Below are 27,000 nucleotides of genomic sequence, written 5' to 3' on the forward strand. Positions count from 1 at the left end.
GCCTTGCTGCGAGCATGACTATGCCGTGACGCCAAAGCAGCGGCGCGAAGTGGATGCGATCGGTAGACGGAATATCTACCGAATCGAAGCTGGGGTTGCCCAGGTCGACATGCAAATACTCGGCTTTGAAGGAAAGCTTGGCCGACTCCTCCGCGTCTCGGCACAGATGACCGCGAGCAAGATGATTGCGACCTGGAAGAGCAACACGACGCGAAGGGGTATTGCCCGGAGGACTACGGCGAAACGGTCATGTGGCCTGACGACATGAAGTCTCAGGAAGTGCTGGTGTCCCTATAACGTCGCATAGGCCGGAAGGGGTAGTTGTCTGCAATTTGAGCTTCGGCTAATGCTTTCTTCCGACGAGAATTCAAACCCCTCGTCACACTTTACGCCCGCTGCCTCAACGGTGGCGGGCTTTTTAGTTTTTGTGCGGCACGAGGTAGGTGCTGCTGACGCTGTTTTTCCCGATGCCTCGCGTGACAACAACTGTTGAATAGCTGTTCGGTAGCGAGCCCGTCATCGTCGCGTCGATTCGGCGGCAGCGGCCGATGATTTGGCCCCTGGGAGCCGTTGCTATCTTGTTCTTCAGTGAGGTCCGGCACTGGTCAAGCGATGAAAATACCGCCGGGGGCATATTAACTGGCTTGCAGACAAGAGGCTCGATCTGGCTGCACGAAAGCAAAATCATCACTGCCGCAGTAGCCGGGTCCATCTCCGGATCTCCCATGATGTTGGACCATGCACTAACGCTGAGAGAGGCAATTGTTTCCAATGGAGAAAGCCAGATTGCCATGCCGCCCAGCTTTCGACATGGATGCCGAGTAGGCGAGCGGAACCAGAATGCTCTTAATCCGTTCAAATCCCACAAGGGACAGCAACGGAAAGATAGAGAAGATCATGAACAAGATCATATCGGGCTTGCTGGCAGCCACATTGTCAGCTTCGTTCGCGGCAACGGCAGCTTTGCCTGCAGGTGCCGCGCAAATGTTCACGGCGCAGGCCCCCTCGGCGTCATCTAATCTTCAGGAGGTCGACTACAAGCCGTGGATGAGGCATCGCAACTTCAACGGCGACCGCAATTTCTCGCGCAGCAACGGCGTCGTTTACTGGAATGGCCATCGCGGTTACCGCGAATATCATCGGGGCTATCGCCGCCACGGCGATTTCTGGTTCCCGGCTGGCGCCTTCATTGCAGGCGCGCTGATTACCGGCGCCATCGTCAACCAGAATCGTGTTTACCATCGTGTTTACCACCGCTATGACGACGCCCATGTGCAGTGGTGCTATGACCGCTACAGATCCTACCGCGCGTCGGACAATACGTTCCAGCCGAACTACGGCCCTCGTCGGGAGTGCATCTCTCCCTATTGAGGTTTCGACCAAGACAAGGACCCCGCCTAGTGCGGGGTTTTTGTTGTTTGTGGGTATGGGTCACTGAAACAAAAACCGGTGCTTATTCTGCCAGACCCCGATCTGGCTACTTCACACCCTTCCCGCTGGCTTCGGTCGGCGGCTTTTTTGTTTGTGCCTCGCAACTTCGCTGACGCCGGCCTGTTTTACGCACAGTAGCTTAGGGAGCCCTCACTTCCGGCTGCTGATCAAGGCTCCAAAGCTTGGTCGGCCCGCGTCCGCTGCTTGGGCGCGGGCCATTGCCCTTTAGTGCAGACCTTCGGTGAGGCACATCCTCGACGGGCTATCGGCTGGATCGGCTCGAGAAGGCCTTGCCGCCTTGGAGCGGCTGTGAATTCTGTCCGCCGGTCTGCAATCACCGATCTTTGCCGGCCATAAGGGACCGCCGCCCAAGAAGCCTTAGGTCTCCTGGGGTAGCGGTCGGTTCGCGCTTCCTGTCTTTTTGTTTTTCTAGAAACCGTTGGGCTTGTTCGCCCCATTCGGGAGCCGCAATGTCGTGTTCCCGAGCGAACTCACGGAAAGCCTTGCGCAGAGCGTCAAGGTCAAAAGCCCAAAAATGCTCGCCTCTATCGTCGTCCAACGTTGCCACCAACTCCAGTGAGTTGATGCTAGTCCCCCAGATGAAGCCTTCAAGGGTTCAGACCTGACTTCTTTTGGGTGTATCTCAACGGACGGAAGCTTGAGGTGGCGGCCTGTCGTGGCCTTGAGACGGAACCTAGAACCAGTGTCGCGCTTTAGGCTTGATGAGTACACGCGGCATCAACTTCCTCGACAAATGGATGGCGGACCATCTGCCCAACGTGGTTACGGACGACCCGATCGCAATCAGCGACCTGGCCGATCAGGCGATGAAGGCTGCTTATAAGCAGGGCATAACCTGCGCGGAAATTTCCGAGGAAGTCGGTAGCGTGTTCGAGATGATCTTCGACGCCATGCAGCACCGCGACGGCAGCATGGCGGACTGACTCGGTCCCCTGCCGCCGGGTAGCGGCTACTTCCGCACAATCCATTCCAGGCATTGGGGATCGATGTCATCCCTGCCTGTAAAGGCGCGGACTAAAAGCAGGGCATGCTCTCGCCATCGATCTTCGGGAATGTTCTCTTCGATGACGGATTTCTTGAAGGCGCTACGCAGCACGTCGCAGTCAAAAGCCGATACCGGAACATCAAGCTTATCCATCGCCGCTGCCCTCTAGCAATGGGAAAGCGTTTTTATAGGTCCGCAGAAATCGAACTTTCAAGCGGATTCTAATATCTGTTCGATGCCCATAGGTAATCGCCGGCCTGTCCCTGGCCACAGCCGGGCGCCCTGAGAGTTTCCGAATCAAGCGGTCACGTTCACGGAGAGGGCTCGGAGCAACGTCAGGTGCAACGAGGTACCGTCTCCCATGCAGCCTAACTCAGCAAGACCTGGGCGTCCTTGGCAGCAATGATGAACGCCTCACGTGCCTTGCTTGGTGGCTTGTGCCCATTAATGACGGCAAGGCAAATCTTCATAGCCTTGAGGCGATGATGTGATTCCGGGGCCGGCCATTCCCGCAGCAGGATTTCGGCTGCCTCAGCGACCGTCTCGATCACTCGATCCCTGTCGATGCGCCCTAGCTGGATGATTACTGGTTTGTGGAAGCGCTTTTGAGCCACTCAAATCCCCGCGATCTTGCCGCCGCGGCAAGCGCCCACGAAACGCCGAAAACCGATTTTGGTTCCCCTCCAAACTAAGGCGGGTGAACGGTCGTGGAGTCGTCACAGATAGCAGGGTGTCCTACATAAATATTATGCCACGGTTCGGGGAACTTTTGCGAGGCCGAGCCCTTCTCCATTTCAACTGAGGAGGAACCAATGGCAAATCTGGGAAAATTAGCAATCGCGATGCTTGGGGTACTAGCCTACCAGAATCGCGACAAGATCGGGGACCTGATCCGTCGTGCGGGAGAGCGCGATCCCAACAATCCGCAAGGGGGCATTGTCGACCAGTTGTCTAAGGGAGTGTCGGGAACGGCTCTGGGCGACATCCTCGACCGATTCAGAAATGTTGGTGCAGGCGCGAAGGTGGACTCCTGGGTTGGTACCGGTCCGAACGAACCAATCGAGCCACGCGATGTGGAAACGGCGATAGACGAGGAAACGCTCACTGCTCTTTCAATGCAGACTGGCCTTTCGCGCGAGGAACTTATCGGCAGGATCACGCGGGATCTCCCCGAGGCAGTAAACAAGATGACGCCAAACGGCGAACTGCCGACGGCTGAGCCGACGCAAGCTTCGGATGAGACCACGCTTCTCGACGCCTGGCCGCCGCGTGCCACGCAATCCGATCGGAGCGAAAAGTGACAGATCTGTATCGAGCAGATCCCATCAACCTCACCCGGCCAGCGCCGAGAGGGCAGGGCCTTAGGGGACAGGACACTGCGAAAGCAATTGCCGACCTCGACGTATTGGCCGCGATGCTTGATTCACGCTGGCGCATTCCGGGAACTTCGATTCGCTTCGGCGTGGATGCATTGGTTGGCTTGGTCCCGGTCTTGGGCGATGCAGCTACAGGCCTGGTTTCAGCATACATTGTATTGCGGGCTCGGGACTGCGGTGCCGGAAATGGCTTGGTCGCCCGGATGTTAGGGAACGTGCTGCTTGATACGGCCGTTGGCAGCATTCCTATTCTCGGTTCAATCTTCGACGTATATTTTAAATCGAACAATCGCAACGTGAGGCTGCTTCGCCGTCATCTCCAAAAGACTAACGCGGCACGCTTGAATGCGGTGGCGCGTCAGCGGTAGGAGAATCGAATTACACGCCAAGCCTACCCGCGATGCGCTGGGATGCTACCGAGCGATACATTCAGCCCTGAAGGGATGATTAGCTGCCTGGGTTGTGTTGGCCCAGCCGGTTTGCGATTAGGCGCCCTCGACCGACTAGCGTCTAGAAACAAAAAAGGGAGGCGGCCTTTAAGGAAGCGTGTTGTTCTATGCGGGATAGAAACCCGTGCCAGAAGGTTTCTAGCCACCACTTTTTGATGATGTTGCCTTGAGTATTTCCGCCGCGTCCTCGACCATTTCAGCGGCCTGGTCGGTTTGCTCCATGCGCTTCACAACCCGCCTGTGCAACATCTCCAGCCGGGCGGCATGGTAGAGTGCGCTTCGCTTGTGGCCTTCGCCATCGAGCGGTTCAAAAAGCATGGTGATGGTTCCTCAGTAGTGCGCAGTCGGGGCGGAGGCCACCTTCCCGAAGCGCGCGCGAGCGTCGATCACTCTCGTTTGCTCTGTCCTGATCCTGTTGCAAAGCGCTACTCCGAGACCAACGCCACAGTGTTCGTCCAGCAGTTCATTCGCTGTCTCCAGCGAGCGCTCGGCGCGCCTCACGCGCTGACGAGCTTTTGCAACTTCAAAGCTGAAAATGTCGGCCATGTCGCCGCATCCTTTCGGTTTGCGGTCCCTTCAAAAGGTGAATGTCCGCTCACAACTTTTGTTCCAGGGGCGCGAGGCCGAGCGGGTAAGCTCTTAGTCTCTCTCATCGACCGCGGACCTAAGTCTTAGGACTCCGCGAACACAAGCGCGAATGCATCGAGTTCGAATGAGCCAGTAAGTTCTTGGTCTTCCTCAACCGCGCGGACGAACCATTCGCCGCGGGCCTCAACCACTTCAACCATAGGCTGGCGTGTGCCAATTCCTCTAAGGCCGCCGAAAATTGGCTCAACAAAAGAAATGCATAGGCTTCGCATTTTTCTAGCGGCCATCAGAGGCTGAACAGGAACCATCGCTTGTGGCTGTCGTTTTCGATCCGCGGCTGGGTGAAGTCCCCATATCTCACCCCCAAGTAGCCGCTGCCTTGCCCGCTCGTCGAAAGACAGCGGGCTTTTTCTGCCCGAAAAGTGGTTGGGGAGCCAAGACGATTTGCCCCTGCGGAACAAACCAGCACAGGCTGCGTTTTTGCCGAGACGACGTCAATCCGTCCAACTCCCAACCGCGTTTGTAGGTGGGCAATAGAGTGCTCTTTAGACGCCGAAATCCTGATGGTCTCTTTGAGCGCTTACGCACTTATTTGTGGCCGCGCCGCTCGTTCTCGCGCTCGCTGCAGTATTTCTCAAAGCGAATCCTCCGGCTGAACGCCACTCCACACGCCGTCGCGGCTGGTGTTGCGGCTGGCGTTTTCGCGTCATTCTTTCCACTAGGACTCCATTTCGCCATTGCAGCCATCGTGTGCTGGCTGATCGCAGGGAACCTGGTGGCGGGAGGGTTAGGAACATTCGTCTTTGGCAATCCGCTGATCTTCCCATTCGTTGTGGGGGCGTCCTGGGAGACCGGCAAGATCATGTTAAACGACCACATGCGGAGTTATGGACCGCCGCCCCATCTGAGTGAAATGTTGCATACCCTATCCATTTCGCAATTGTGGGGACCAGTGCTAAGGCCCATGCTGTTCGGGGCGGTGCCACTCGGGCTAATTTTTGGCCTGGTGTTCTATGGCGTCACGCGCTTTGGCATGACAGCCTTCCGCGAACAGAGGCGCAAGCGACTGGCCGAAAAGGAGAGCCGACTCCTTCGGCAAGAAGACAAGGCGTTACCACCTGCTCTGCCTGCTTTACATCGCCGTTCTGGCGCATGAATTGCGGGGGGTTGCAGTGCGGCGGTTCCGGCTGCTGCCCAAGACTCTCAGTTTTTGGTTGGGCCGCCAACGCTTCTCCGGCTGCGGCTGCAGAGCGTGGCAAGGCTCTCCTTTTTCAACCGGCAGACTAAGAAAGCTTGATGGAAAACGCCACCTTGTCGAACATGCCGAGCGCTTCGCTGGGCCTTGCCGGCTGCACTAGGCCCTGTTGCCGAGCCGCCAATGTGAACGCGGCAAAGGCCACTGAGGGTTTACAATCGCCCTTTTTGGCTGCCTCCAGAAGCCGAGCGGCCTCCAGATAGCGGAAGTCCGCGGTGTTTCTCCATTTGCCATTAAGAGCGATATCCACATCTGCCAGACAGGCTACATTCATGATCGTGCCGTCGACCATCTTGACCTTCAAGGGCAGGAACTGACCCATCTTGTTTCCCCGTCGCTGCCAAACCAATCCTATTTTAGTGGCTGCTTAAACGCTTGCGGATTAATCTGGTTGCAGAGGAACCGTTCAGGAAGATCTGCGCCATGTCGCTGCAGGATTTTCGGGAGGACGATCAAAATGGTGACGGCTAAAAAGGACCATGAGCGTTTTGCATACGCGTGGATGTACGGCGCCCAAGCTCGCAGGGACGGCAAGGCGCGAGACGTGCCTCAGTACTGGCACGAATATACGGATGCGTGGCTGAAGGGCTTCGACGGCGAACCGATTGCCGACACGCCCAAGTCTGTCAGCCATCAGTTGGAAGCGGAACTTGACGAAGCTGCGGTCAGCAAGCCTCCTCCGGGAGTTCGGCTTGGTTGACTGACCGACTCGGCGCTTCTCTATCCGCGACGGGCTCTCAGTTCTTCTCCGGCCCGACCGCCAGCCGGGTCGGCATGCCCGGCAGAGAGCCTGTCTCTGGGCGGGCTCTTAAGCTTTGTTATCGCGGCTGATAGATAAGCTTTCGGGCCTCCCTTTCGAGGCGGGTGTGATTGCTGCCATACTGCCGCAAAAGCATCCTCGCCTCTGGCATCGTGAGGTGTAACTTTCGCGCGACGTGGGCGACCTCGCAGGGATCTTCAGTCGATATAGGTTTTCGATCGTTTGGGTGGTGTTCGTTATGGCGCTCGGTCATGGCCGTTTCCTCCTGCAAAGGAACAGGTTGTCGGTTTGAATGTTCCGTCGTCTGCATGAGGTCAAGTTCGACTGCGATGTTTTCCAGATCGTTGTCGATGCCGACAGCGTGCGGGTTTACACCCGTTTCCGCCCTGGCATGGCTGCCCGAAATGGCCATGGGACAGAGAGGCTCTGTCGGCTCAATTTGGCAGGAGCAGCTTTCTCGGAGCATGGCTGCGCAATGAATGCGGACGACCATAGGCGACCGCCACGACGCGCGAGAAGGGTTGGCGGCATAGGAATAGGGTTCCAAATTTTGCTATGCGACGGGAACCTTTCGCCACCGGCGAAATTTAGCTGGTGTCCCCATTTGTTTTGAATCGTCCACTCCATGAGAACCTGCCCGCTGGCTTCGGCCGGCGGGCTTTTTCTGTGCCGCTCGGAACTTCGCTGACCCCGCCCTGTTTCACGTACGGCAGCTAGGTCGCCCTCACTTCCAGCTGCTGGCCAGGTCCGCAAACTTGGCCGGCCCGCGCCCCGCCAGTGGCGCGGGCCACTTGCCTTAGGAAACCGACGCCTGGTCGATCGTGGCGAACTCGCCGATCTTGACCGTCGCCGTCCGGTCCTCGTTACTACCCCGGGGATCTCAACTTTGTTGCTTGGCTTTGCCTTGTTCGGCGCGGCGATTGAAACACGGAAATCCATAGGTCGGGATGCTGGCCCTTGCCCGGCCCTTGCCGAGCAATTTCAGGCCGGTGAGCGCACCGTCACCTCATCGCGATTCATATCGCTCGCCACGGCCTAGCGCGGCCGACTTGGTGGTCAATGTTGGGAGTTAGAAATTAGTCAATTGGAACCATTTTAGCGCGAGCTAATTGAATCGCCGTGTTGCGGATGGGTTCATGAGTTTGAAGTTCGTTGAGCCATTGATGCCGACTCTTGTGGAGAAGCCTCCAGAGGGTGACGACTGGATTCACGAAGTCAAATTCGACGGCTACCGATCACAGATGATTATCGGCGAGCATGGAACTCGCATCTTTACAAGACGCGGTGTCGACTGGACCTCAAAATATCGCGACCTCGCCGCAGCCGCGGTATCACTCGGGGTCGAGAGCGCCATCCTAGACGGCGAAATCATCGTGCTGAACGACAAGGGTCTGTCCGACTTCGCTGAGCTGCGCAAAGCCATCACGCGCCGGCAGCACGATCTCTATTTCGTCGCCTTCGATCTTCTGCACCTCAACGGCCACGACCTGCGAGACATGCCTCTAGTGGACCGCCGCGAAATCCTAGCCCAGATGATACCGGACGGCGGCCGCATCCAGTTCAGCCAAGCATTGCCGGGCGAAGCCAAGGCCATCTTTCATCTTGTCGACCAGGCCGGTCTTGAAGGCATGGTGTCAAAGCGGAAGGACAGCAAATACCGAAGCGGCCCGTCGACCAACTGGCTGAAGGCGAAGTGCTATGCAATCGGCGAGTTCGATCTGCTCGGCGTCGAGCGTGAGGCTGGCAAGCCGGCTTTTGCGCTGATGGCCGAGCGCGGGACCGGGCGTTATGTCGGCTCGGCGTTCATTACCTTGAGCCGGGAATTGCGCGAACGGCTCTGGAAGCGTGTCCAGGACCACGCCGGCACGGCGCCAAAGGGTATGAAGCGACCGGCAACGCACTGGGTCAAGCCGGGACTCGTCGCGACTGTGAAGCACCTGCGCGGCGAGAAAGACCTTCGGCATGCCTCGCTGCAGGATTTTCGGAACGAATGAGCAAGCGCGGCAGTGAGTTTCTCTACCATTGGATATCAGACCGTTTGCCTGACAATCCGATTGTCGACCCGGTCTTGCTGGTGATCGACATGGCGGTTGACGCGAAACGGGAGGCGGAAACCCAAGGCATTCCGGGCCAAGAGATCGATGAAGAAATTGGCCAGATTTTCGAAGCCATCATGCAGGGCCTGGGCTAACAGGCAACAGGCTTCTTACAGGACGTCCGTGAAGAGGATTAGCCATGCCTATCAGAAGAAAAGCCGTGGATGCCGGAATCCTTGCACCTTCCGAATTGGCCTTGCTGGGGAGGGTCTTCGAGCAGCTTGAACTGGCCGGCCAATCAGCGGATGAGCGGAGCAGACTGGCCTCCCGGATCATCGCCAACTATATGGCCGGCGTGGTGGATGAAGAGGAACTCATTTCCCTTTCGCGCTTGCCTCTCGGCCGATAACGGAACCTAACGGGTGCTTCCGGCTTATGGGCGAATGAGCACACGCGGAACAGACTTCTTGTATAGCTGGATCGGCGCCAACGTTCCTGAAACGGTCAGCGCAGATATCATCTCGGTCTCCGAGCTCACTCAAAAGCTGTTTGCCGATGCCAAGGCGATTGGCATTAGCAACGTCGAGATCGAGGAAGACACCGGGAGCGTCTATGAGGTAATTCTGGACGCCATCGTCCACCACGATGCTGGCGTTACGGGCTGACCGATCGGGCCTGGCACGAGCCTCACCCCATACGCTTTAGCCCTCGAACCAAACATGGCGCGTGTAAGGGTCTCTATTGGATGGCCAAGCAACTGAAGGTCTATCAAACCTCTATCGGCTTCTTTGATCTCGCCGTCGCCGCACCATCGATGAAGGCCGCCGCACAAGCATGGGGATCGGACCCCGACATCTTCAAACGCGGATTCGCCAAACAGACGGAAGACCCAATAGTGATGGAAGCCGCGATAGCCATGCCTGGCGTGGTGTTGCGGCGGCCGGTCGGATCGCGCGAGAAATTCATTGAAAAGGCTGCGCTTCCGAAAGCACCCCAGGCGGGTCAGCGGTCTCAGAAGGATCCTGTGCAACGTGCGCACGTCATCAAGAAAGCGGACACGAAATCCGCCGAGAAAGCGGAACTGAAAGCGGCTGCGGCTCTCGAAAAGGAAAAAAAACGTGAGGCTCTCGATCGCGCAAAAGCAGAGGCCGAGCGCGCGCGCGAGAAAAGGCAACGCGAACTCGTGATTGCCAAGGCCAATGCCGTTTTCGAACGGGCTCGTAGCCGCCATGAGGAGGCCATGAACTCCATCAGGCAGCGACGGGAGGAACTGGACAAAGAGGAAGCCGACGAGGACGAGAGATGGGAGCGCGAGCAGCAGGTGCGCGATGCCTCGTTGAAGGAGGCAAAGGAGTAGGCTGCAAGCAACGGTGTCGACCGTGCCACCGCACCCGGATCCCCTCCGACTTTCCCGAATTGGAGCAATTGGCCGACGAGGACAAATTCGCATTTTGGCCCGCTGCCTCTCTTTGGTGGGCCATCGCTTCGTGGGTATGGGACTGCTGAAATCCGGATTGCGGTTGCTCGCCTGCAGCCAAACATTGACTTCATTTGGCGATTGAAAGCTGACGCGATCGACGCAGATCAGGGGGGCTCGCGCTGTCTGGCCGCGGAACCTTGATGCCTTGTCCCAGTTTATCGGTCAGCCCTGACATGAGGATCGATAAAATGGCCGGCAACGAAAACCATCGAGAAAGTGGAGCGACCAAATACCCGGCGAGGGTAGATGCTGATCCTTCGGATAATTTCTCTCAAGATGCGGCCGGAAACAAGAAGCCGGCGGGCGGCATCGGATTGACGCGGCCGGTTGGAGACGTCAACGACAAGACGCATCAGTCCGACGGACAGAACCCGCCCAGGCAGGCCCCTCCCGGTCCCGCTACTGAGAAATATTCCGGCGCCGGCCCAGCGATCGCAGAGCGCTCGACTGACGCCAAGTCGTCGAACACCGGGCGCCGGCCTGGAGCGCACAGAAAGGACTGAATCGCGTCGCCAAAATTAGCCCAGGAGCCGCTGTGACTTTGAGGGACGGCTGAATGCCAAAGGACGCCGCCGATAAAGCCGCCCGGATCGTCCGAACGGTTTTCGAAACTCTGAAGCCGGGCTTCGCCGTCAGGCTGTGGACCGGCGAGCGGATCGGCCCCACCAGCGGTCCTGTGCTCACCATCAACGATCAGGACATCGTCTGGCAATTGGTTCGCAGGCCGGCCTTCTCGACGCTGATCGAAATGTGGATTTCGAAAACCGTCGACATCGAGGATGGGACACTGTTCGACTTCTATGCACTGCCTTCGCAGGGCAAGCTCAGAACGAAGCTCAAATCCTTGCCGAAGCTGGCGATACTGCGCGACCTGCCTGCGGTGCTGTTCTCGCGCAAGCAGATGACGGCGCGAACCGATCTCTCTGGGCGCAATCCTTATGTGAGCGGTTCGAGCCAGGAGGCGATCCGGCATCACTACGACATTTCAAATGCCTTCTACCGGCTCTTCCTCGACGAGCGCATGGTCTACAGCTGCGGCTACTTCAAGGATTTTGCGAACGGGATCGACCAGGCCCAAATTGACAAACTCGACCATATCTGCCGCAAGCTCCGCCTCAAACCCGGCGAAAGGCTGCTCGACATTGGCTGCGGCTGGGGAGCGATGCTGATCCATGCTGCGAAGAATTATGGGGTTGTCGGCCATGGCGTATCGCTATCGCAAGCCCAGACCGACCTTGCCCGCGAGCGCATCCGGGCCGAGGGGCTGGAGGATCGCATCACCATCGAAATAAAGTCGTATGCCGAGCTCTCCGGCACCTTCGATAAGATCTCGTCGATCGGCATGTTCGAACATCTCGGCCTTGCCAATCATGACGCCTATTTCTCGGCCGTTCATCGATTGCTGAAACCGGGCGGGATCTATCTGCATCATGCCATCACCAGGCGCAGCAAGGGCGACATCAAGAAGACCTTGCGCAAGGGGCCGGAGTACAAGGCGCTGATCAAATACATCTTCCCCGGGGGCGAGCTCGATACGATCGGCATGACGCTCGGCAATCTCGAGGCGCATGGCTTCCTGGTCTATGACGTTGAGAATTTGCGCGAGCACTATGCGCGCACCTGCCGGCTGTGGGCCGAGCGGCTGCAGGCCCGTTTCGACGAGGCGATCGCCGAGGTCGGCGAGGCCAAGGCGCGGCTCTGGCTGCTCTATCTCAGCGGCTGTTCGATCACCTTCGAACGCGCCTCGGCGCAGATCTTCCAGACCGTCGCCACCAAACGCGCGCGCGGCCCAAGCGGCCTGCCGCCAACGCGGTCGGATCTCTATGAACGTTGATGGGTGGCGCGGCTCAATTGAACTCAGGCCCTCCTGGTGACGCCTGCTACGGAGCGGCGGCTTTCATTGTGGGCGCCAAGTTGGCTGGTCAACCGACCCAAACCGCCAAGGGAACATTAGGGCTCCCTAATAGTTATGGATCAGCTGCAAGATGCCGGCCGGTCGGCCTGATCGTGGACTGGCAGACGGGCGAGACAACCTTCAGAGGTACCGGATGAAAATGACAGAACGGCGGATTGCAATCAAGGAAGGCTACGCAAACGACGAGAGCCCGAAAGTTATTGCCACGCGGCTTAACTGTAGCGTGGCTTCTGTCAAGGCTACTGCCAGCCAGTTGGGTATCACCCGCACCCAGAAAGACGCTTCAGACTTTCGGCGTGGCTTCGCAGTCCCGGCAGAGATGCTGGGGCACTACAAGAAATTGATGGCCAACAGATTCAGCGCAAAGGAAAGCGGAGAGTTGCTTGGGTTGGCTGGTGGCATAGCGACGGGGGGGGTAGACTCGGTCCAGGCAACCGAAAGGCGCGCGCCAGGACGCGCGGCACGCAACGAACACCCTCTAGGGCTAAGCTCACAACTTGTGACGACCGTGTCGTCGATTGCGACACGATCGGAGAGACGCCTGGACGATAGAGAGCCAACAAGCAGGCGGCGCCGACCAAGGATCGAGCAGGAGATCACCGGTCAAAACAGGCGCTCAACGTCATCTCTCTGGCGAATTCGCGCCATAGATGATCGATCCGACGGTCGTTCCTCCAGCAACCGCCGCATCGCCGTGGCATTCTTTGGGGCAAAGCCCTCATAGTCATTATTGAAATAGACCCAGGCCTTCTTTGCGCCACTGGCTCGGATTTTGTCGGCCCATTTGGCTAGCTCGTCGCCGGTGTAGTCATGCCTGTACCACCGCTCTGGACCGTGGAGCCGCAGGTAGACATCATCGGCCGTCCGCACCAGGGCATCTGGAAGGCGAGGGCCGCTGCATGAGCAAAAGATCGTGCCTCTTTCCCGGAAGGCCGAGTAAACAGTTTCGTTCCACCAACTGGCGTGACGAAACTCCACCACATTGCGGCGGGCCGGGTCGAGTTGCCCCAGGATGTCGTTTAGCCTCGCTTTTGTGAAATGATAGCTGGGCGGGAGCTGGAATAGAAAGCAACCCATTCGCTCACCGAGGATATCGGCAATCATTCCAAAATCCATCACGAGGGTCTTGGTGCCCTTGAACCTTTTGATGTGAGTGATCAGCTCACAGACCTTAATTGTGTAGACGAAACTGCGGTTCACAGCTTGCCGAGCCCAACCTTTGACATTTGTGACGGTTGGCCAGGAATAAAAGGATGCGTTGATCTCGACAGTATCGAACTGTTTCGCGTAGTGATTGAACCAATCGCTGGTGGGCAGATCCGTCGGGTAAAACTGTCCACGCCATTTCCAGTAAAACCATCCCGAGCATCCGACATAGGCAGAAGCCTCCAGAGACGGCCCGCTACGCCCGCGCTCTACACTTGCCCAAGCCAAGCGGGCGAGATGCATTTTCTCGGCACGTCCAACGTTTTCAATTCGCTGCTTCTCTCTGCGCAACCTGCGGCGTTCGCGACGCTCATCGGGTCCAACGTCTTTCAGAATGGTGGCTTCCGTACTCATGAAATTATCCTTCCGTGCCTCAACGCGGGCACAGCCTGATGGCTCCTTACCTCTGCCCGAAGTGGCGCGGTTTCTGACTGCGTCCACTAGGAACGGAACCCAAGTACAAGACTGGTGGCGACGCCGAGACGCCTTTAGCCCGCGAAACTGTCCGCTCACGGTTATGCAAGCCGGAGCGAAGCGACAACCGGCATTGAGTTCCTGCCCCGCGCTATCGTGGTTGCGGCTACGTCCACGGGCATTCGAACAGTGCGATCTAGCGGAATCTCCCGGATACAGTGATGTCCGCCGTCCAAGCAGCCCACCAGTCTGGCAACCTGGTCAAAATACCTGACGACATTGATCGGCGTCGTCGTCGGCCCCAACGGGTGGATTTGTGCAGCGCTCCGGAACCTTCCGGCAGCCGCAGCTTTTATTCTCCAATATTGAGGCAGGCGGGCGAAACCTCGGCGCGATGCTCGATCGCTGGGATCAGCAGTCCGGTTGCACGACACCGATGAAGACGTTTGGCGTGGAAAGGACACGCAATGCAGTGCTTCCTATTTCTTCACGAGATGGCCTCGCGCCTTGTGCGCCTTCTCGAACAGCGCACCGCGCTATCGGCGCCGAACGTTGTGACGTTGCACTCCCGTGGGCCAAACGGCGACCAGCAGGCCGGTCCAAATCCTTCCGGGATGGCACAATCGACCTCGCCTATCGAGATGGTCCGCTTTCCTGGCAGCCGAAGTCCGTAGTCCGGAGCCTTTTTTGATGATGCGATTTTGGGAGCGACAGTAGTGGATGATTGGCACGATAGCGCTATGGGGGCCCGGTGGCACCTTGCGGTGCCCGTCTCGCCCATGCTGACGGCCCTCACGACCGGCTTGTTCCTCCCATGAACCGGTTCCTGTTTCTCGCCGCCGACTTTCTGTCGCGTCCGCCCGGCTTTTATGTCTTGGTCGTGGCGATGGCGCTCTGCACTCTTTTGGTGCCCTTCGGCCTTACAAATGCCGTTACCTACGCACTGTCGGTTGCGGCCATTATCATCACGGGCGTTGTGCTGATCCAAGGTTATCGAGACACCGCCGCCATACACGCCAAGCTGGACGAGCTAATTGTCGCGCTGGCAGAGACCCGAAACGACGTGGTGGGGCTGGAGCACGCCGACCCGCATGAGATCAAATCGAAGCTCACGCAACTCGAACAGGAGGCCCAGTCCGATCTCGCGCGCCCCTCTCGCACAACTCGGGGGGAAGTCGCCGAAATCGACGCAGACAACTCCGACCGGACGTAAGGAGCCTAATCTAAGCCCTCTTGCCATTTCACAGACCAGCTTGTTCGGCCGCCGATACTTTATCAGCAGCTCGACGGCTATTGATCGTGACGGCCGTGCCGGCTTGTTGGACTGACCGACTTGGACTGACCAATGCCACGCTATATCGGCCAATGGCAAGATACTCGACAACCGCCAGGCTATCAGATGCCAATGTGATCAACTGAGCCCCACCTCGATGTGTCAGGGCCGGCGAGTGCGTTCCACTACCTGAACGCTGCTCCGGTTGGAGCGCTGACCGTCCGCCCGCGCGGTGGCATGCAACCAGATCGCGGCTGAAGGGTTCTTGCTATGATTTTGAGAAAGGCCGGCGCCCATCGCCGGTTGGGCGAGTTTTTATGGACGTTTCTGTTTCGCGAGTTGCTGAAGACAACATCGCCGCTGGCCGGAGCGGCTTGCTGCTCGTACCGGACAATTATGACGCCTTTGCCATACGCGTTCTGGCGGCAAGAAGCGCCATTCGCACTCTCGACCTGATGTACTACCTCTGGCACGACGACCACACCGGTCGCCTGCTTTTGCAAGAGGTTTTCCGGGCCGCTGAGCGGGGCGTGCGGGTGCGCATGCTCCTCGACGACGTCAATCCGTGTAAGACCGATTCCATCTATCTGGCGTTGAGCAAGCATCCCAACATCGAAGTGAAGTTGTTCAATCCAAGTGGCATCAGACGTTCTAGCGTCATGCGCGGCGTGGAAGTGCTCTTGCGACTTTTTGCTTTGACCCGGAGGATGCACAACAAGGCGTGGATCGCGGACGAGGCGATCTCTATTGTCGGCGGACGCAATGTTGGCGATGCCTATTTCGACGCGGCGGAAACCAATTTCCGAGACCTCGACGTCCTGCTCCTCGGGCCTGCGGTGCGGCAAACGGCTCAAATCTTTGAGGCATTTTGGGTTTGCAAGGAAGCGATACCGATCGGCGCACTCGCTTCTGTCGCCGAAGCCCCGCATGCTACTCTGTTTGAAAAAGGCGATGCCGACACTGTCTCGAAACTCCTGAATTCCATTGGTGAACGGGCTTCCATCGCCGAGTTCATTGCGGCAAGCAACGACGTGCATTGGACAGCGCACGTTCGGGTGATTTCCGATCCCCCGGAAAAGGTTCGTGGCTGGAGGCGGCGAAGCTGGCTGATGAAGGAGTTGCTCCCCATCATTCAGTCTGCGCGGAATTGCCTTGAAATTGTGTCCCCGTATTTCATTCCCGGCAGAAGGGGTTCCGCCATCTTGCTGGACCTCGTCGGCAAGGGAGTTGATATTTCCGTCTTGACCAATTCCCTGGCAGCGACAGATGTCGCTGCGGTCCACGGCGCCTATGCAAACTATCGCAAGCGTTTGTTGAGGCATGGCATCAAGCTTTTCGAGCTACAGCCCTTCAGCCGACAACCGGTGATTTCGGTATTTGGTTCCAAGGGCGCCAGCCTGCACACGAAAGCGTTCACCGTTGACGACAAGACCGGATTCGTCGGTTCCTTCAATTTCGATCCACGATCGATATCGCTCAATTCTGAAATGGGCGTGCTGTTTGAGGACGAGAAATTGGTTGCTGAACTTCGGCAGCGTTTTCAAGCCGAGATAGCGCCGCAAGCGAGCTATCGGTTAGAGTTGAAAAGAAATGTTCTGCACTGGCACGGCTGCGATGAAGGCAAGCTCCAGGACTACACCCATGAACCTGAAGCCGGAGTTTTTCGCCGCATCCTGGCGGCTTTGGTCCGCCACTTACCTATCGAGTCGCAACTATAGCCGAGACTACCACAAGGTGGCACCTGTCTCTGCCTGAAGAGGGCCGGGCCTCTCGCTCAATACCCGCCTATGATTGGCAGGATCTCGCCGGTGATGTAACTTGAGCATTGCGACGAGGCCAGAAACACATACGCGGGCGCGATCTCCTCGGGTTGGGCGGGTCGTTTCATGGGCGTTTTTGCCCCAAACTGCGAGACGTCTTCTGCAGTTTTTTCGGAAGGGTTGAGCGGTGTCCACACCGGCCCGGGCGCAACGGCGTTGACGCGAATCCCTTTGCCAGTGAGGTTGCCCGCTAGCGCGCGGGTGAAAGCATGTATGCCTCCCTTGGTCATCGAGTAGTCGACCAGTTCCTTCGAGCCGTCGATACCGGTAACCGAACCGGTGTTGACGATGGCCGAGCCTGGCTTCATGTGCGCCACCGCCTCCTGCGCCATATGAAAATATCCGTAGAGGTTGGTCTTCAAGGTGGTGTCGAAATGCTCTTCGGTCAGGTCGGCGAATTCGGCCGAATGCACCTGGAACGCGGCGTTATTGACCAGCACGTCGATCCCTCCCAATTGCTTGACGGTTGTCGCTACCGCCTGGCGACAGAAGGGGCGGCGAGAGACATCGCCACGCAGCGTCAGGCAGCGTCGCCCTTCGGCCTCCACGGCCTGCTTGGTCACATCTGCGTCCCTGTCCTCCGACAAATAGACGATGGCCACATCGGCGCCCTCACGGGCGAACAACACCGCGACAGCGCGGCCGATCCCTGAATCGCCGCCGGTGATCAGCGCCACCTTGTCCTCAAGCTTCTTCGAACCCTGCCAGAACGGCGCGTCGTAGAGAGGTGCCGGCTTGATCTGCCATTCCTCGCCGGGCTTGGGATGGTGCTGCTTGGGGAAGGGTGGCTCGGGGTATTTTCGCGCGCCCGCCTGCATGGCGCCCTCCGATTTTGATTTCGCCTTCTTGCGGTCGTCTGCGTCAACCTTGCGCTGCACCCAACGTTGAGTCCGGGTTGCGTTAGACGTGTCGGCTCTCGTCTTGGTCAGCATAGGATTGCCTCCTCCGGTTTGAAGGGACAACGCTTGTGGAGCAAAAAGGTTTTCGCCGGTCTGTCTGCAGCCACCAGTGCGAAAGTTCAGATGGCGCTCATAGTTCCTTGCTCGATGTCGCCGGCGGTTTTTCCGGAGCAGGCTCCCATCCGAAAACGCTGCGGCCACCGAGCAAATGCGATTGATCGAACTCTCCGGCGACAATTTCCTTTAGACTTGGACCAGTGACATAGCGCTCTACCTGCCGGGATTGATCGTCCAGGCGGCGCAAAGCCCCAAGCTCTTCGTCGCGCCCAAGCCTTGCCTTCTGAACTGCGGACTTCAGGACGCCAATGGTTTCGTCATACACCTTAAGAGGAACGGGGAAGGGGTGCCTGTCCTTGCCGCCATGTGCCAGCGAAAAGCGGCCAGGGTCGGAGAATCGGCACGGAGCGCCGTGTAGCACCTCCGCCACCAGCGCCAACGCTCGCACGGTGCGAGCGCCAACACCCGGAACCATAAGCAATTCTGAGAAATCTGCAGGCCCGCGTTCGACGGCAGCTGCAATGTTGCCATGCAGGCGGCGCATGATGACATCGCTCTCCCTGACGTCGTGGTGCGGGGGCATGACCAAATGCGGCAGAAAGGCTTGCGCCGGCTCGAGCCTTGGACCGCGTTCGAACTCCGCAAATGTTCTCACGATCCGGTCAGGCCCAAGGTCGAGCAGAAGGTCCAATTGACCTTTGCGCGAGGCTTCGGCGCGACTGTCGGTCAGATTGATGATCATGCCTTGATTGGCGCCTTCGATCGCCGCATGCGGCTGGTCGACAAAGCTTTTCAGACCTTCCGATAGCCAGTGATAGCGGCGCGCCACCTTGCTGTCGCCATTCATGCCTTGCTGAACTACTACCCAGTCGCCGTCATCGGTGACGATGAAGCCATGAAGGTAGAGATCGAAACCGTCCTGGACGGCAGCGCTATCCACTTTTGCGACGAGCCGGCTGGCATTTGCCAAGCCCGTTCCGTCGAAACCAACACGCTCGCCGATCATGGCAAGCTCATGCGGCGTCTTGCGCGAATGAGCGCCTCGACCGCCGCAGACATGAATGCCAAGCTCGCGGGAGAGTGGCGTCAGCCCCCGTTTCAGCGCGCCAACGACGCTGGTCGTGATGCCCGAGGAGTGCCAATCCATCCCCATGACCGCGCCAAAGGACTGAAACCAGAAAGGATGCGCAAGCCTGCGCAGCAATTCGTTTCGACCATAGTGATGGATAATCGCTTCGCACATGACTGCACCAAGGCGCGTCATGCGATCGCCGAGCCATTTCGGCACGCGTCCGCCATGGAGTGGCAGATCGGCACTTCCTGATCGTTGGGCCAATATCGGGCCTGCCTTCACTGTTCGCTGCTTCGACAGATAGTCATCCGATGGAGGATGAGAAAGCCGCCTTCATCAAGGCGGATCATATCGGGAAATTCGTACGGGCCCACTTCCCAACATTTCGGGATATTCCTAGCGACCGAGGACGGGCGTCGTGTCAGTTCGAAATCTTGCCCAGTGTGTCAGCGACGACCGCTCCGCGGTTTCCCTTGCGAGCTTTGGAGGAACCTCCCCAATTCCGCGGCGTTCTGAATGAGTTGATCATCCCCAAAAGGAGCGCGTATCATTATGGGAAGCACAAGCGACAAAGCGGCCGGCCTTGCAAACCAGGCAGCCGGCAACCTGAAGCAGGGCGTCGGCAAGGCCGTTGGCAATGACAGGCTGAGAGCGGAGGGCGCAGCCCAGGAAGCAAAAGGCAAAGTCCAGAAAGCTGTTGGCGACGTGAAGTCCGCAGTCAAGGACGCCACAAACAAGACGGCGGCAGCCATCAACAAGAAGCTGTGAGCTTCAAGAAGGGTCAGCGGATTTTAAGCTGGCCCTTTTCGACGAGTCCAGGTCAACGCTCCAACTCAGCTGCAACCCTTTCGAGCACCTTTTGGGGTTTGTCGACGATCACGTCACCGTGGCTGACAATGACGCGTGCGAGGCCTGGTTCGTTTGCCCATTTGCGGAAAGCCCCGGCGAGCGCTCCCCGGTCCTTCACATACAGCCATTTGCTAACTCGCGGCATCTGTGGACGATTGACACCGAAGCCTAGCAGGCGCGCCATAATATGAGCGCCAATCCCATGCGGATGGCGCACATTGGCGAGTATGTCGTTGATAACGAGGCTTGTACCACCCTCACGGCGCACAAGCAGCGAGGCCTCCTTTTCGGCAACGCCTGGCACCGACCCTAGGCGGACGGCGGGATCATTCAAGATGTCGGCCGTGCCATCGACTTTGACGACCTTCTCAACGGCGTCCACCGCACCAGGAGCACAGACAATCTTCGCCTTGGGATAGCGCAGCTTCCAGGGCTTGATGTCCAGTCGGTGAGCTATGCCTGGCACAATGAGAAAAGTGGGGTCGCCAAGGGTTTCGATTTCTCGCATTTCAGGCTCGGCGAGCGGGATGGCGCTCCAGATAGCGGTGCGCCGTCCCCGGAGTCTGACCACCGTCATCCGCCGAGGAAAGTTGCCCAACGGCATTTGGATTTCGCCCGCAACAGTTAGCAGGCCGTCGTCGAGTTTTTCCAGCCGACCGTGCGGCCCGACCTTCCACTCGTCGTTGAATCTTGGCATGCGAACATTCTCGATTGGTTCGCCTTCAACAATAGCTCAGCTCCAATTTCGTTCCGCAATGCTTCCCGTTGGCTGGAGCGCGCGGAACAGAGCGATGCGCTCGGACGCATCAACCGAGGCGAAACCGACGACGGCGCCATCCTCAGCCTCGATAATCTCTCGGTCACGCTCGACGACGGCACCTCCGTGGTCAAGGAAACCGAGGTCGCAATCGAGCCTGGCGAGCGGGTGCTGGTGGCCGGCGAATCCGGCTCGGGCAAGTCGACGCTGGTGCGGGCCGTCGCGGGCCTCTGGCCGAGGGGCGGCAGCGTCCCATGCCGCGTGCATCAACTCAAGCCAATCAGCCCTGCATCATCGAGTGCAAGATGGCCTGGATGTGCTCTTCCAGATCGAGTTCGCCCCGGGCCTCGACAGTCAACAGGTAGTCGGCTTTGGTCCGGCGATCGCCTCTGCTGGTCGCGGGATAGGAACAGATGGCCAGCAATGCTCGCTCTTCAACTCGGTCTGCGGTCTTGCGCCTGTACGAGCTGCTGCCAGCTCGATGGACCCTATGGAGCTCGGCATAGGCCGTCGCGTGGGTTGCGATCAGCGCCCGCAATTGGCACGAGGTATCTTCTCCCTCAGCAAACGCGGGTTCAGCGACAGTCGCAACGGCGGTGAACGCCAGAAATGTACGGCGGGTGACTGCGGCCATGCCTCATATCCTTGCCGACTGACGACTACCGGCACACCATAACACCGGCGCATTGGCTCGTGGAGGTGGTCTGCGACCCGATCGCATTGTCTGCTGACACAACCTCGCTGCTCCTCCGTTGCACCTGGGGCCCAAAGGCCGCGGCCACTGAGCCTGCCCTTGGGAGCTACGGGCACCGAGGCGGGGACATTTTCGCCCTGAGCTCACGAAGCCGCGGCGGTCTCCCTGCTTTCTTCAAGGTTAACCTCAAAAACGCACACCAGCCCGGTCGGATCGAACGTGATCGTGACGTTGCCTGCAGACTCTGGCCCAAGAAGCCTTTCAAGCATTCGTGTACCGAACCCCTTCCGCTCGATAGCGGGAACCGGCGGACCGCCCAACTCGCGCCATTCTATTCGAAGACCCCTTTGCGCGGCTTTCCCGCTTACGGTCCAGCATATCGAGACCGTTCCGTCTTTGCCCGAGAGAGCCCCATATTTGATTGCATTGGTAGTTAGCTCGTGGAAACCCAATGACAGCGACAGCGCCAGAGAGGGGGAAAGCCACACCGAGTCTCCTGAGACTTGGAACCGGCTTGTGTCTGCATGCGATGAAAGCGCCGCGGTGACGACATTCCTGAGATCGGCGCCGCTCCAGTTTTGCAGCGTAAGGATATCGTGCGCCTTAGCCAACGAGACGAGCCTGCTTGAAAGCGCCTTTCCTGCCTCGGGCAAACTGGTCGCATTGCGGAGGGTTTGGCTTGCAATCGACTGGACCACTGCCAAGGTGTTTTTGACTCGGTGATTGAGTTCATTGACGAGAAGCTTGCGCTGTTCTTCACCGCGCTTGCGCTCACTTATGTCGAGGCTGACCTGCACCGCACCGATAACTTTGCCAGAGGTGGCCCGGATTGGTCGCGCACTTGACAGAAGTGTGCGCTCAACGCCATTCGGAAGAATGTAGGCGAATTCCTGGTTGTCAGTTTGTTCCCCCCGCATTGCTCTGCTGAGCGGACGATCTTCCCGGCTCACGGTGTGCCCATCTTGCAAAGCGATCGTGTCGATGACCAAGTCGGTAGTGCCGAACGATTTGCGCGTGTCGGTAGGCAGTCCCATGAGCTCGGCCGCAAAACGATTGCGTATTACCTTGCGCGCTTGCGGATCATATGTGAACCAGACTGCCGCAGGTGCCGTCTCCAGAACGGCTTGCAGTTCGAACTCGCGCTCAGCCAGTGCGCGCTCGGCGGCGAGAAGCGCGTCAGCGATCACTGCAAACTCGGAGATCGCGGTAGACATCGCCTTGACCGGTCGGCCGTGCCCCAGGGCATCGGCGCGGTTCGCCAGATCGCGGGCCGCCTTGGCGAACCCCTTGCCGACGACATAGGCGAGTGCGGAAGAGATTAACATCGCGACAAGGGCCAGGGCGGCAATCGCTGCCAGAGATCGCCAGAGGGGCGCCTGGACGACCGAGAGCGGCACGTTTGCTGTGTAGAACCAGTTGGAGGCACCGGACCGGTAATAGCCCGCGAGCAGCGTCACGCCCTGAAAGTTTCGCGAGGTGAACGTGCCAGAGCGGCCTGCAACCTTCTCCAGATATTCTGGCAAACCCGGCCTGCCAGTCATCTCCTCGTGCAGCGAGGACCGTGCCACATAGACGCCCTCGCGATCGCCGACGCCAATCGTCCAGCCTTCAGGTACCGCGGGCATCATGACGTCGCGAATGTCAGCCGTCGGGACGGATATGGCGAGGAGCCAGTCCTCGCCCTTCGGGCCATGCACGGGAATTGCAACAGCGATCCGATATCCGTCGGGCGCGGCATAGACGCTGCTGACGATGGGCAGATTGGATTTGAGTTTGGCTAGATCCGGCGTCGACAGTGGAGGAACGGGCGGCAGCTCCGATCCATAGGGTATGCCGGTGTTGACCAGTTGCTGCTTTCCCAGATCGCGGAGGAAGATGATGCGATGCGTGCCCTGCACCAAGCGCGTTGCTTCCACATGCAAAGCCATGAGGTCGCCCCCAGCCATGGAGGAGGATTTGGACAAGCCTTGGACCACTGTAGCGAGGTTGGTGATTTCGCCTTCGACCACCAATGACATTTGACGAGCTACCTGCAGAGCCTCGCTGTCGAACCGTGCCCGTTCGTTGAAAGCATATTGGGCCAGGAGATAGGCAGCAAACAGCCAGACTGGAACGACTACGGCGGTGATCAAGCCCAGCAGATACAATCGAGCTGACAGACGAGGCAACTTCCCCCAGACTGTTTTGGGCGTTCTATTCGCAGGCAAGGACATAATTGATTGCATCCGCAAGCTGCTGCGACTCGAACGGCTTTTGAAGCGTCACGATTTGCTTGTAGCGCTCGTCCAGCCCTCGCAGACCATATCCTGTGGCGAAAAGGAATGGGATGCCTCGGTCCTGAAGCACATTTGCTACAGGAAAGGATTGCTCATTGGCCAAATTTACGTCCAGGACGGCGAGATCGAAACTCTCGTCCATTGCCATTCTTAGCGCGCTCTCAAGGCGCATCGCGGGGCCGATAATCTCGAATCCCAACTCGATCAACATGTCTTCGATTAGCATTGCGACGAGCGCTTCGTCCTCGACAACAAGCACTCTCAGGGGCATTTCATTTGCCAATTTCGATCGCCCTCAATCCAGTGGTGATCCTACGAACGAAAAGCATGATGAGAGTGATGAATGAAATTGGAGTTCCAAGAAGCCAAGCAAGATGCCACGCGGCCCACTGGGGCCTCCCTGAAGTTGGTCAGCGCACGCTAACAATTCGCAAAAGGAATATTCGTTCCCCTGACGGCGGCTGGCTTCGATGCGAGTTGCCAAGGAAGAGCCTGTTGCTCAAATATCTTAGGATCTTAGGTGTACATGCTCCGCTGCCTTACGTCCGCGGGGAGGAATATCAAAGCCGGTTAGCGGCTCGCGCACGCTCGGTGCGATCTCGTCTCTAGTGCGTCGAACCCGGTCCAACCCTCCGCCCCGTAGTTCCTGCGGCCGCCGGAACCGAAATGTTGAAACACGCACTCTACAGTTTCGGTTGGCACAGGTGATCCGATACACAGCGACCGCGGTTTGTGGGCGCCGCTGAACTTTGTAGTCGCAAGTTTGGACAAGGCCGTTTGACCGCGATAGCGGTCGCTTACTTTTTCTTGGCGGCTGCCGCTGGATTATTTCCCGTAGGGGAGGTCGATTTGGCGTCTCTCGAGTGTGCGGCTATGGCAGGTCCAGCTCCTGTCGCCTTCCTCATATCGCCAGTTTTGCTGTCGGCCGCTTTCTTGCTCGCCGATCTTGAAAACAACTTTCCGAAAAGACCCATTTGAACCTCCCAATAACGGCTGTCGACCAGTGGCGACGCCTGGTCCTAAATTGCGGGTCAGGGATTTTGTTCCTCAAGCAACCGAATTGTCCGAGCCCATTTTGTCTCGGGAGTCGACGCCGAGCATGTCGCCGCCGTGCACCACGCGGACCGCTTCACTGCATCCAGAACGACGGGTTCGGATCAGCAGCTTCTGACGAGCTAGTACCAAAAGCCGACGGTCTGTTCGCGGCCGCCGAGCCGTCAATCAATCAAGAACACGGAGTGCCTCAGTTTGAAATTTGCCCAATGGGATATGAGAATTTTGCTGTTACGATCCATCGCGGGCTCAGAGGTAGGCCAGGATAGCCCCCGAATGGTCCCGCTGGGAGGTAGGCTATTGGCAAAAGTGCGTGACGTTTCGTTTGTGGCCCTTGCCGCACTTTCCTCCATGTTGGGGTTAGCTGGCAACGTGGATGCCGAGGATGCACATCCGACAATCGTCACCCTCGGCGACAGCTACATCAACGGCCACGGAGTAGCCCCGGCTGACGCATTTGCGGCCACGCTCAAGTCGGCGCTGGACGCTGCCGGGCACCCAGCGACAATTGTCGAGGTCGGGTACACAAACGACAGCGGGGCGGGTCTCCGTTGGCTGACGAAATCGAGAGGCGGCCTTGACCTGCAGGCGAGCCCTGCAAACCAAGTAGTCCTTGTCGAACTGGCACAGAACGATTGCGGGCTTCTCGACCTTGATCACACGCGAGCGAACCTCGACCAGCTTCTGGATATCCTCGCCGACAAGAGGGTTCCAGTGCTTGTGGTTGGAACCGCGGCCTATGACTATTGCTCGTTTAGGCACGCTGATTATGCCGAGCTGTTTTCAAAGATGTTCTCCGAACTGGCGACCAAGCATGGAGACTTGCTCTACGCCGACTTCAAGGAGGGCGTGACTGGGCATCCGGAGTTGCTGCAAGCGGACAACGACCACCCAAATGCAGCGGGGGATGCGATCATTGTTAGAAACATGCTCCCTATGGTTGAGGCGTTGCTCGCGCAGGTGAAACCGCGTTGAACCCCTCTCCGCGCCAAATTTCAAACTGACACACCACAAGAACACGGTTTGCCTTTCAGAAAGGCTCCGAGAAGCTCGGCTGTGACTGCCGGCTGCTCCTCAGGGAAAAAGTGGCCGCCTGATATTGGTTGCCCCTGCACGTCGTTGGCCCAGCGACTCCACAAGCCCAGTGGCCCGCCCGCGTCATCATACCAGTTCGCAAGGCCTCCTCGATCACTCCATAGCGCCAGTACCGGACAGTTAATGCGCCGGCCGGCGTCGAGATCCGCCTCATCGATTTCACGGTCGATGCCGGCCGCGGCACGATACTCCTCGCAAATGGCATGAACGTGAGCAGGTTCCCGCAATGCGTCGACATAGGCTTCGCGAAGCCAGGTCGGAAACGCTGTCGGCGAGGATCCCCATTCAGAAATAGCATTATTCAAGATGGCATCCGGTGCTGCCGATATGAGGCGTTCGGGAAGGGGTGCTGGCTGGGCGAGCAGCGAAAACGGCCAGAACGCCAACGCCAGGCGCGCATCGGCACGATCCCACACGTCAAACGTTGGCACGACATCGAGCACCGCGACATGCGATACGCATTCCGGATGATCGAGGGCGGCCCGATAGGCCACGCGGCCACCGCGATCGTGACCCACAACAGCGAAGCGATCGTGACCAGCCGCGCGCATCGCCTTCACCAGTGTCGCTGCCATTGCGCGTTTCGACATTGAAGCGTGGCGGCCCCTGTCGCCAGGACAGCCACTCCGCCCATACCCTGGCAAGTCAGCAACGACCACTGCAAAGTCGGCGGCCAGGAGCGGAGCAATCTCGTGCCACATCAAGCTGGTTTCCGGAAAGCCATGGAGCAAGCAGCACGGCGCTCCCGTTTCCTCCTTCGTGAACGAAGATCGACCCTTGATCGGTGTCGAGTGCCCGGCATTGGAAACCGGCTATCGCGCTACCTTCCTCATTCATCAGGTCAGCATAACGCGAACAAGACCACATTCAATGTCATCCGCGAGGCCCTTGTTGACGCCAACGTCGATCGAGCCCCGGAGCGTCGGGGTTCAGAGCTCTTTGCCAGAAAAAGCGGACGGCCTGCCAGCGTCCCCACAGGTGACATGGCAACTTTGCGCCTCATGCACGAACCCGCTTCGCGGGAGTGTCGCCTGTTCTGAGATGGCGCGGTATTCATAGGCCTTGAGCGGGTAGAGACCGCGATCCGACCATGGAGTTCCCTTCAACGAGAGGAACTTGCCATGGCTACCCTGTCGACCGATGCTCCGATCACGCCGCTTCGCCAGCGCATGCAGCAGGACATGCTGATGCGGGGCCTGGGACCGCATACGCAGCAGGACTACGTTCGTCATGTCCGAC

32 protein-coding genes and 1 pseudogene are annotated in these 27,000 nt (G+C 58.4%); 18 read left to right on the forward strand and 15 right to left on the reverse strand.

All coding sequences use genetic code 11. The annotated features are described in order from the left end of the window. Positions 1-418 precede the first annotated feature (418 nt). A complete protein-coding gene (locus tag AC1D0N_RS23120) occupies positions 419-793 on the reverse strand; it encodes a hypothetical protein (protein WP_477247992.1) in 375 nt (124 codons plus the stop codon). Between the two features lie 104 nt (positions 794-897). Between AC1D0N_RS23120 and AC1D0N_RS23125 the strand changes: the two genes are divergently transcribed. Together AC1D0N_RS23125 and AC1D0N_RS23130 are read left to right on the forward strand one after the other, a co-directional pair. Further along, positions 898-1,371 (forward strand): BA14K family protein, encoded by a 474-nt coding sequence (locus AC1D0N_RS23125; protein WP_477247994.1) that lies wholly within the window; start codon positions 898-900, stop codon positions 1,369-1,371. A gap of 818 nt (positions 1,372-2,189) precedes the next feature. Further along, positions 2,190-2,375 carry a hypothetical protein gene (locus AC1D0N_RS23130; protein ID WP_477247997.1) on the forward strand — a complete coding sequence of 62 codons (186 nt, stop codon included), beginning with the start codon at positions 2,190-2,192 and terminating at the stop codon, positions 2,373-2,375. A gap of 26 nt (positions 2,376-2,401) precedes the next feature. On the opposite strand, the gene AC1D0N_RS23135 is transcribed toward AC1D0N_RS23130, so the two are convergent. Both AC1D0N_RS23135 and AC1D0N_RS23140 read right to left on the reverse strand, forming a co-directional pair. Continuing rightward, positions 2,402-2,590 (reverse strand): hypothetical protein, encoded by a 189-nt coding sequence (locus AC1D0N_RS23135; RefSeq protein WP_477247999.1) that lies wholly within the window; start codon positions 2,588-2,590, stop codon positions 2,402-2,404. Positions 2,591-2,805: 215 nt separating this feature from the next. Beyond that, positions 2,806-3,051 carry a DUF982 domain-containing protein gene (locus AC1D0N_RS23140; RefSeq protein ID WP_477248001.1) on the reverse strand — a complete coding sequence of 82 codons (246 nt, stop codon included), beginning with the start codon at positions 3,049-3,051 and terminating at the stop codon, positions 2,806-2,808. Positions 3,052-3,249: 198 nt separating this feature from the next. Between AC1D0N_RS23140 and AC1D0N_RS23145 the strand changes: the two genes are divergently transcribed. Beyond that, a complete protein-coding gene (locus AC1D0N_RS23145; protein WP_477248003.1) occupies positions 3,250-3,738 on the forward strand; it encodes a YidB family protein in 489 nt (162 codons plus the stop codon). Beyond that, on the forward strand, positions 3,735-4,181 hold the full coding sequence (locus AC1D0N_RS23150; RefSeq protein ID WP_477248005.1) for a DUF4112 domain-containing protein: 447 nt from the start codon (positions 3,735-3,737) through the stop codon (positions 4,179-4,181). Before AC1D0N_RS23145 ends, AC1D0N_RS23150 begins: the two co-directional genes overlap by 4 nt. 219 nt (positions 4,182-4,400) lie before the next feature. Here AC1D0N_RS23150 and AC1D0N_RS23155 read toward each other — a convergent pair whose 3' ends face one another. Continuing rightward, positions 4,401-4,580, reverse strand: coding sequence for a hypothetical protein (locus AC1D0N_RS23155; RefSeq protein ID WP_477248007.1), 180 nt, complete (start codon positions 4,578-4,580; stop codon positions 4,401-4,403). 12 nt (positions 4,581-4,592) lie between these two features. Further along, on the reverse strand, positions 4,593-4,808 hold the full coding sequence (locus AC1D0N_RS23160; protein ID WP_477248008.1) for a hypothetical protein: 216 nt from the start codon (positions 4,806-4,808) through the stop codon (positions 4,593-4,595). 580 nt (positions 4,809-5,388) lie between these two features. Between AC1D0N_RS23160 and AC1D0N_RS23165 the strand changes: the two genes are divergently transcribed. Then, positions 5,389-6,006 carry a DUF2062 domain-containing protein gene (locus AC1D0N_RS23165; RefSeq protein WP_477248010.1) on the forward strand — a complete coding sequence of 206 codons (618 nt, stop codon included), beginning with the start codon at positions 5,389-5,391 and terminating at the stop codon, positions 6,004-6,006. Positions 6,007-6,133: 127 nt separating this feature from the next. Here the strand turns inward: AC1D0N_RS23165 and AC1D0N_RS23170 are convergent, their stop codons facing one another. After that, positions 6,134-6,427 (reverse strand): DUF982 domain-containing protein, encoded by a 294-nt coding sequence (locus AC1D0N_RS23170; protein WP_477248012.1) that lies wholly within the window; start codon positions 6,425-6,427, stop codon positions 6,134-6,136. Between the two features lie 135 nt (positions 6,428-6,562). Here AC1D0N_RS23170 and AC1D0N_RS23175 point away from each other — a divergent pair, with 135 nt between their 5' ends. Beyond that, complete coding sequence (locus AC1D0N_RS23175) at positions 6,563-6,805, forward strand: hypothetical protein (RefSeq protein ID WP_477248014.1); 243 nt, start codon at positions 6,563-6,565, stop codon at positions 6,803-6,805. A 118-nt stretch (positions 6,806-6,923) separates the two neighbouring features. Here AC1D0N_RS23175 and AC1D0N_RS23180 read toward each other — a convergent pair whose 3' ends face one another. Next, positions 6,924-7,277 carry a hypothetical protein gene (locus AC1D0N_RS23180; RefSeq protein WP_477248016.1) on the reverse strand — a complete coding sequence of 118 codons (354 nt, stop codon included), beginning with the start codon at positions 7,275-7,277 and terminating at the stop codon, positions 6,924-6,926. Positions 7,278-8,001: 724 nt separating this feature from the next. On the opposite strand from AC1D0N_RS23180, the gene AC1D0N_RS23185 reads away from it, so the two are divergent. From AC1D0N_RS23185 to AC1D0N_RS23215, 7 genes are all read left to right on the forward strand, one after another. Then, positions 8,002-8,859, forward strand: a complete 858-nt coding sequence (locus AC1D0N_RS23185; protein ID WP_477248017.1) for an ATP-dependent DNA ligase — start codon at positions 8,002-8,004, stop codon at positions 8,857-8,859. Beyond that, positions 8,856-9,056, forward strand: a complete 201-nt coding sequence (locus AC1D0N_RS23190) for a hypothetical protein (RefSeq protein ID WP_477248019.1) — start codon at positions 8,856-8,858, stop codon at positions 9,054-9,056. The genes AC1D0N_RS23185 and AC1D0N_RS23190 overlap by 4 nt, the downstream gene beginning before the upstream one ends. A 44-nt stretch (positions 9,057-9,100) precedes the next feature. Then, entirely contained in the window at positions 9,101-9,310 is a 210-nt protein-coding gene (locus tag AC1D0N_RS23195; protein ID WP_477248021.1) for a hypothetical protein, read from the forward strand. 34 nt (positions 9,311-9,344) lie between these two features. Continuing rightward, positions 9,345-9,566: a DUF768 domain-containing protein gene (locus AC1D0N_RS23200; RefSeq protein WP_477248023.1), complete on the forward strand. Its 222-nt coding sequence runs from the start codon at positions 9,345-9,347 to the stop codon at positions 9,564-9,566. An 80-nt stretch (positions 9,567-9,646) separates the two neighbouring features. After that, positions 9,647-10,258 carry a cell envelope biogenesis protein TolA gene (locus AC1D0N_RS23205; protein WP_477248025.1) on the forward strand — a complete coding sequence of 204 codons (612 nt, stop codon included), beginning with the start codon at positions 9,647-9,649 and terminating at the stop codon, positions 10,256-10,258. Positions 10,259-10,569: 311 nt separating this feature from the next. After that, entirely contained in the window at positions 10,570-10,884 is a 315-nt protein-coding gene (locus tag AC1D0N_RS23210; RefSeq protein WP_477248027.1) for a hypothetical protein, read from the forward strand. Between the two features lie 53 nt (positions 10,885-10,937). Next, positions 10,938-12,215, forward strand: a complete 1,278-nt coding sequence (locus AC1D0N_RS23215) for a class I SAM-dependent methyltransferase (RefSeq protein ID WP_477248029.1) — start codon at positions 10,938-10,940, stop codon at positions 12,213-12,215. A gap of 684 nt (positions 12,216-12,899) precedes the next feature. On the opposite strand, the gene AC1D0N_RS23220 is transcribed toward AC1D0N_RS23215, so the two are convergent. Next, positions 12,900-13,856, reverse strand: coding sequence for a DUF72 domain-containing protein (locus AC1D0N_RS23220; RefSeq protein WP_477248031.1), 957 nt, complete (start codon positions 13,854-13,856; stop codon positions 12,900-12,902). 874 nt (positions 13,857-14,730) lie between these two features. Here AC1D0N_RS23220 and AC1D0N_RS23225 point away from each other — a divergent pair. Then, positions 14,731-15,129, forward strand: coding sequence for a low affinity iron permease family protein (locus tag AC1D0N_RS23225; protein WP_477248033.1), 399 nt, complete (start codon positions 14,731-14,733; stop codon positions 15,127-15,129). Between the two features lie 377 nt (positions 15,130-15,506). Continuing rightward, positions 15,507-16,907, forward strand: coding sequence for a phospholipase D-like domain-containing protein (locus tag AC1D0N_RS23230; RefSeq protein WP_477248035.1), 1,401 nt, complete (start codon positions 15,507-15,509; stop codon positions 16,905-16,907). 56 nt (positions 16,908-16,963) lie between these two features. Here AC1D0N_RS23230 and AC1D0N_RS23235 read toward each other — a convergent pair whose 3' ends face one another. Both AC1D0N_RS23235 and AC1D0N_RS23240 read right to left on the reverse strand, forming a co-directional pair. Beyond that, the gene (locus AC1D0N_RS23235) at positions 16,964-17,941 is read right to left on the reverse strand and encodes an SDR family oxidoreductase (protein ID WP_477248037.1); all 978 of its coding nucleotides are present in this window, start codon (positions 17,939-17,941) and stop codon (positions 16,964-16,966) included. Positions 17,942-18,038: 97 nt separating this feature from the next. Continuing rightward, complete coding sequence (locus tag AC1D0N_RS23240) at positions 18,039-19,301, reverse strand: DUF763 domain-containing protein (protein ID WP_477248063.1); 1,263 nt, start codon at positions 19,299-19,301, stop codon at positions 18,039-18,041. 288 nt (positions 19,302-19,589) lie between these two features. Here AC1D0N_RS23240 and AC1D0N_RS23245 point away from each other — a divergent pair, with 288 nt between their 5' ends. Further along, positions 19,590-19,805, forward strand: coding sequence for a CsbD family protein (locus AC1D0N_RS23245; RefSeq protein WP_477248039.1), 216 nt, complete (start codon positions 19,590-19,592; stop codon positions 19,803-19,805). Between the two features lie 52 nt (positions 19,806-19,857). On the opposite strand, the gene AC1D0N_RS23250 is transcribed toward AC1D0N_RS23245, so the two are convergent. Then, a complete protein-coding gene (locus AC1D0N_RS23250; RefSeq protein WP_477248041.1) occupies positions 19,858-20,583 on the reverse strand; it encodes a hypothetical protein in 726 nt (241 codons plus the stop codon). A gap of 72 nt (positions 20,584-20,655) precedes the next feature. On the opposite strand from AC1D0N_RS23250, the pseudogene AC1D0N_RS23255 reads away from it, so the two are divergent. Next, positions 20,656-20,895: pseudogene (locus tag AC1D0N_RS23255) on the forward strand (ATP-binding cassette domain-containing protein); the annotation flags it as partial. 28 nt (positions 20,896-20,923) lie between these two features. On the opposite strand, the gene AC1D0N_RS23260 reads toward AC1D0N_RS23255, so the two are convergent. The 3 genes from AC1D0N_RS23260 to AC1D0N_RS23270 form a co-directional block, all read right to left on the reverse strand. Beyond that, positions 20,924-21,277, reverse strand: coding sequence for a hypothetical protein (locus tag AC1D0N_RS23260; protein WP_477248043.1), 354 nt, complete (start codon positions 21,275-21,277; stop codon positions 20,924-20,926). Between the two features lie 203 nt (positions 21,278-21,480). Further along, positions 21,481-23,484: a sensor histidine kinase gene (locus AC1D0N_RS23265; RefSeq protein WP_477248045.1), complete on the reverse strand. Its 2,004-nt coding sequence runs from the start codon at positions 23,482-23,484 to the stop codon at positions 21,481-21,483. A gap of 46 nt (positions 23,485-23,530) precedes the next feature. Next, positions 23,531-23,884, reverse strand: coding sequence for a response regulator (locus AC1D0N_RS23270; RefSeq protein ID WP_477248066.1), 354 nt, complete (start codon positions 23,882-23,884; stop codon positions 23,531-23,533). Between the two features lie 1,091 nt (positions 23,885-24,975). On the opposite strand from AC1D0N_RS23270, the gene AC1D0N_RS23275 reads away from it, so the two are divergent. Then, on the forward strand, positions 24,976-25,641 hold the full coding sequence (locus AC1D0N_RS23275; protein WP_477248068.1) for a GDSL-type esterase/lipase family protein: 666 nt from the start codon (positions 24,976-24,978) through the stop codon (positions 25,639-25,641). A gap of 20 nt (positions 25,642-25,661) precedes the next feature. Here AC1D0N_RS23275 and AC1D0N_RS23280 read toward each other — a convergent pair whose 3' ends face one another. Beyond that, positions 25,662-26,462, reverse strand: coding sequence for an alpha/beta fold hydrolase (locus tag AC1D0N_RS23280; RefSeq protein WP_477248070.1), 801 nt, complete (start codon positions 26,460-26,462; stop codon positions 25,662-25,664). Positions 26,463-27,000 lie beyond the last annotated feature (538 nt).

It is taken from the genome of Mesorhizobium sp. P2_E10, assembly GCF_056404235.1.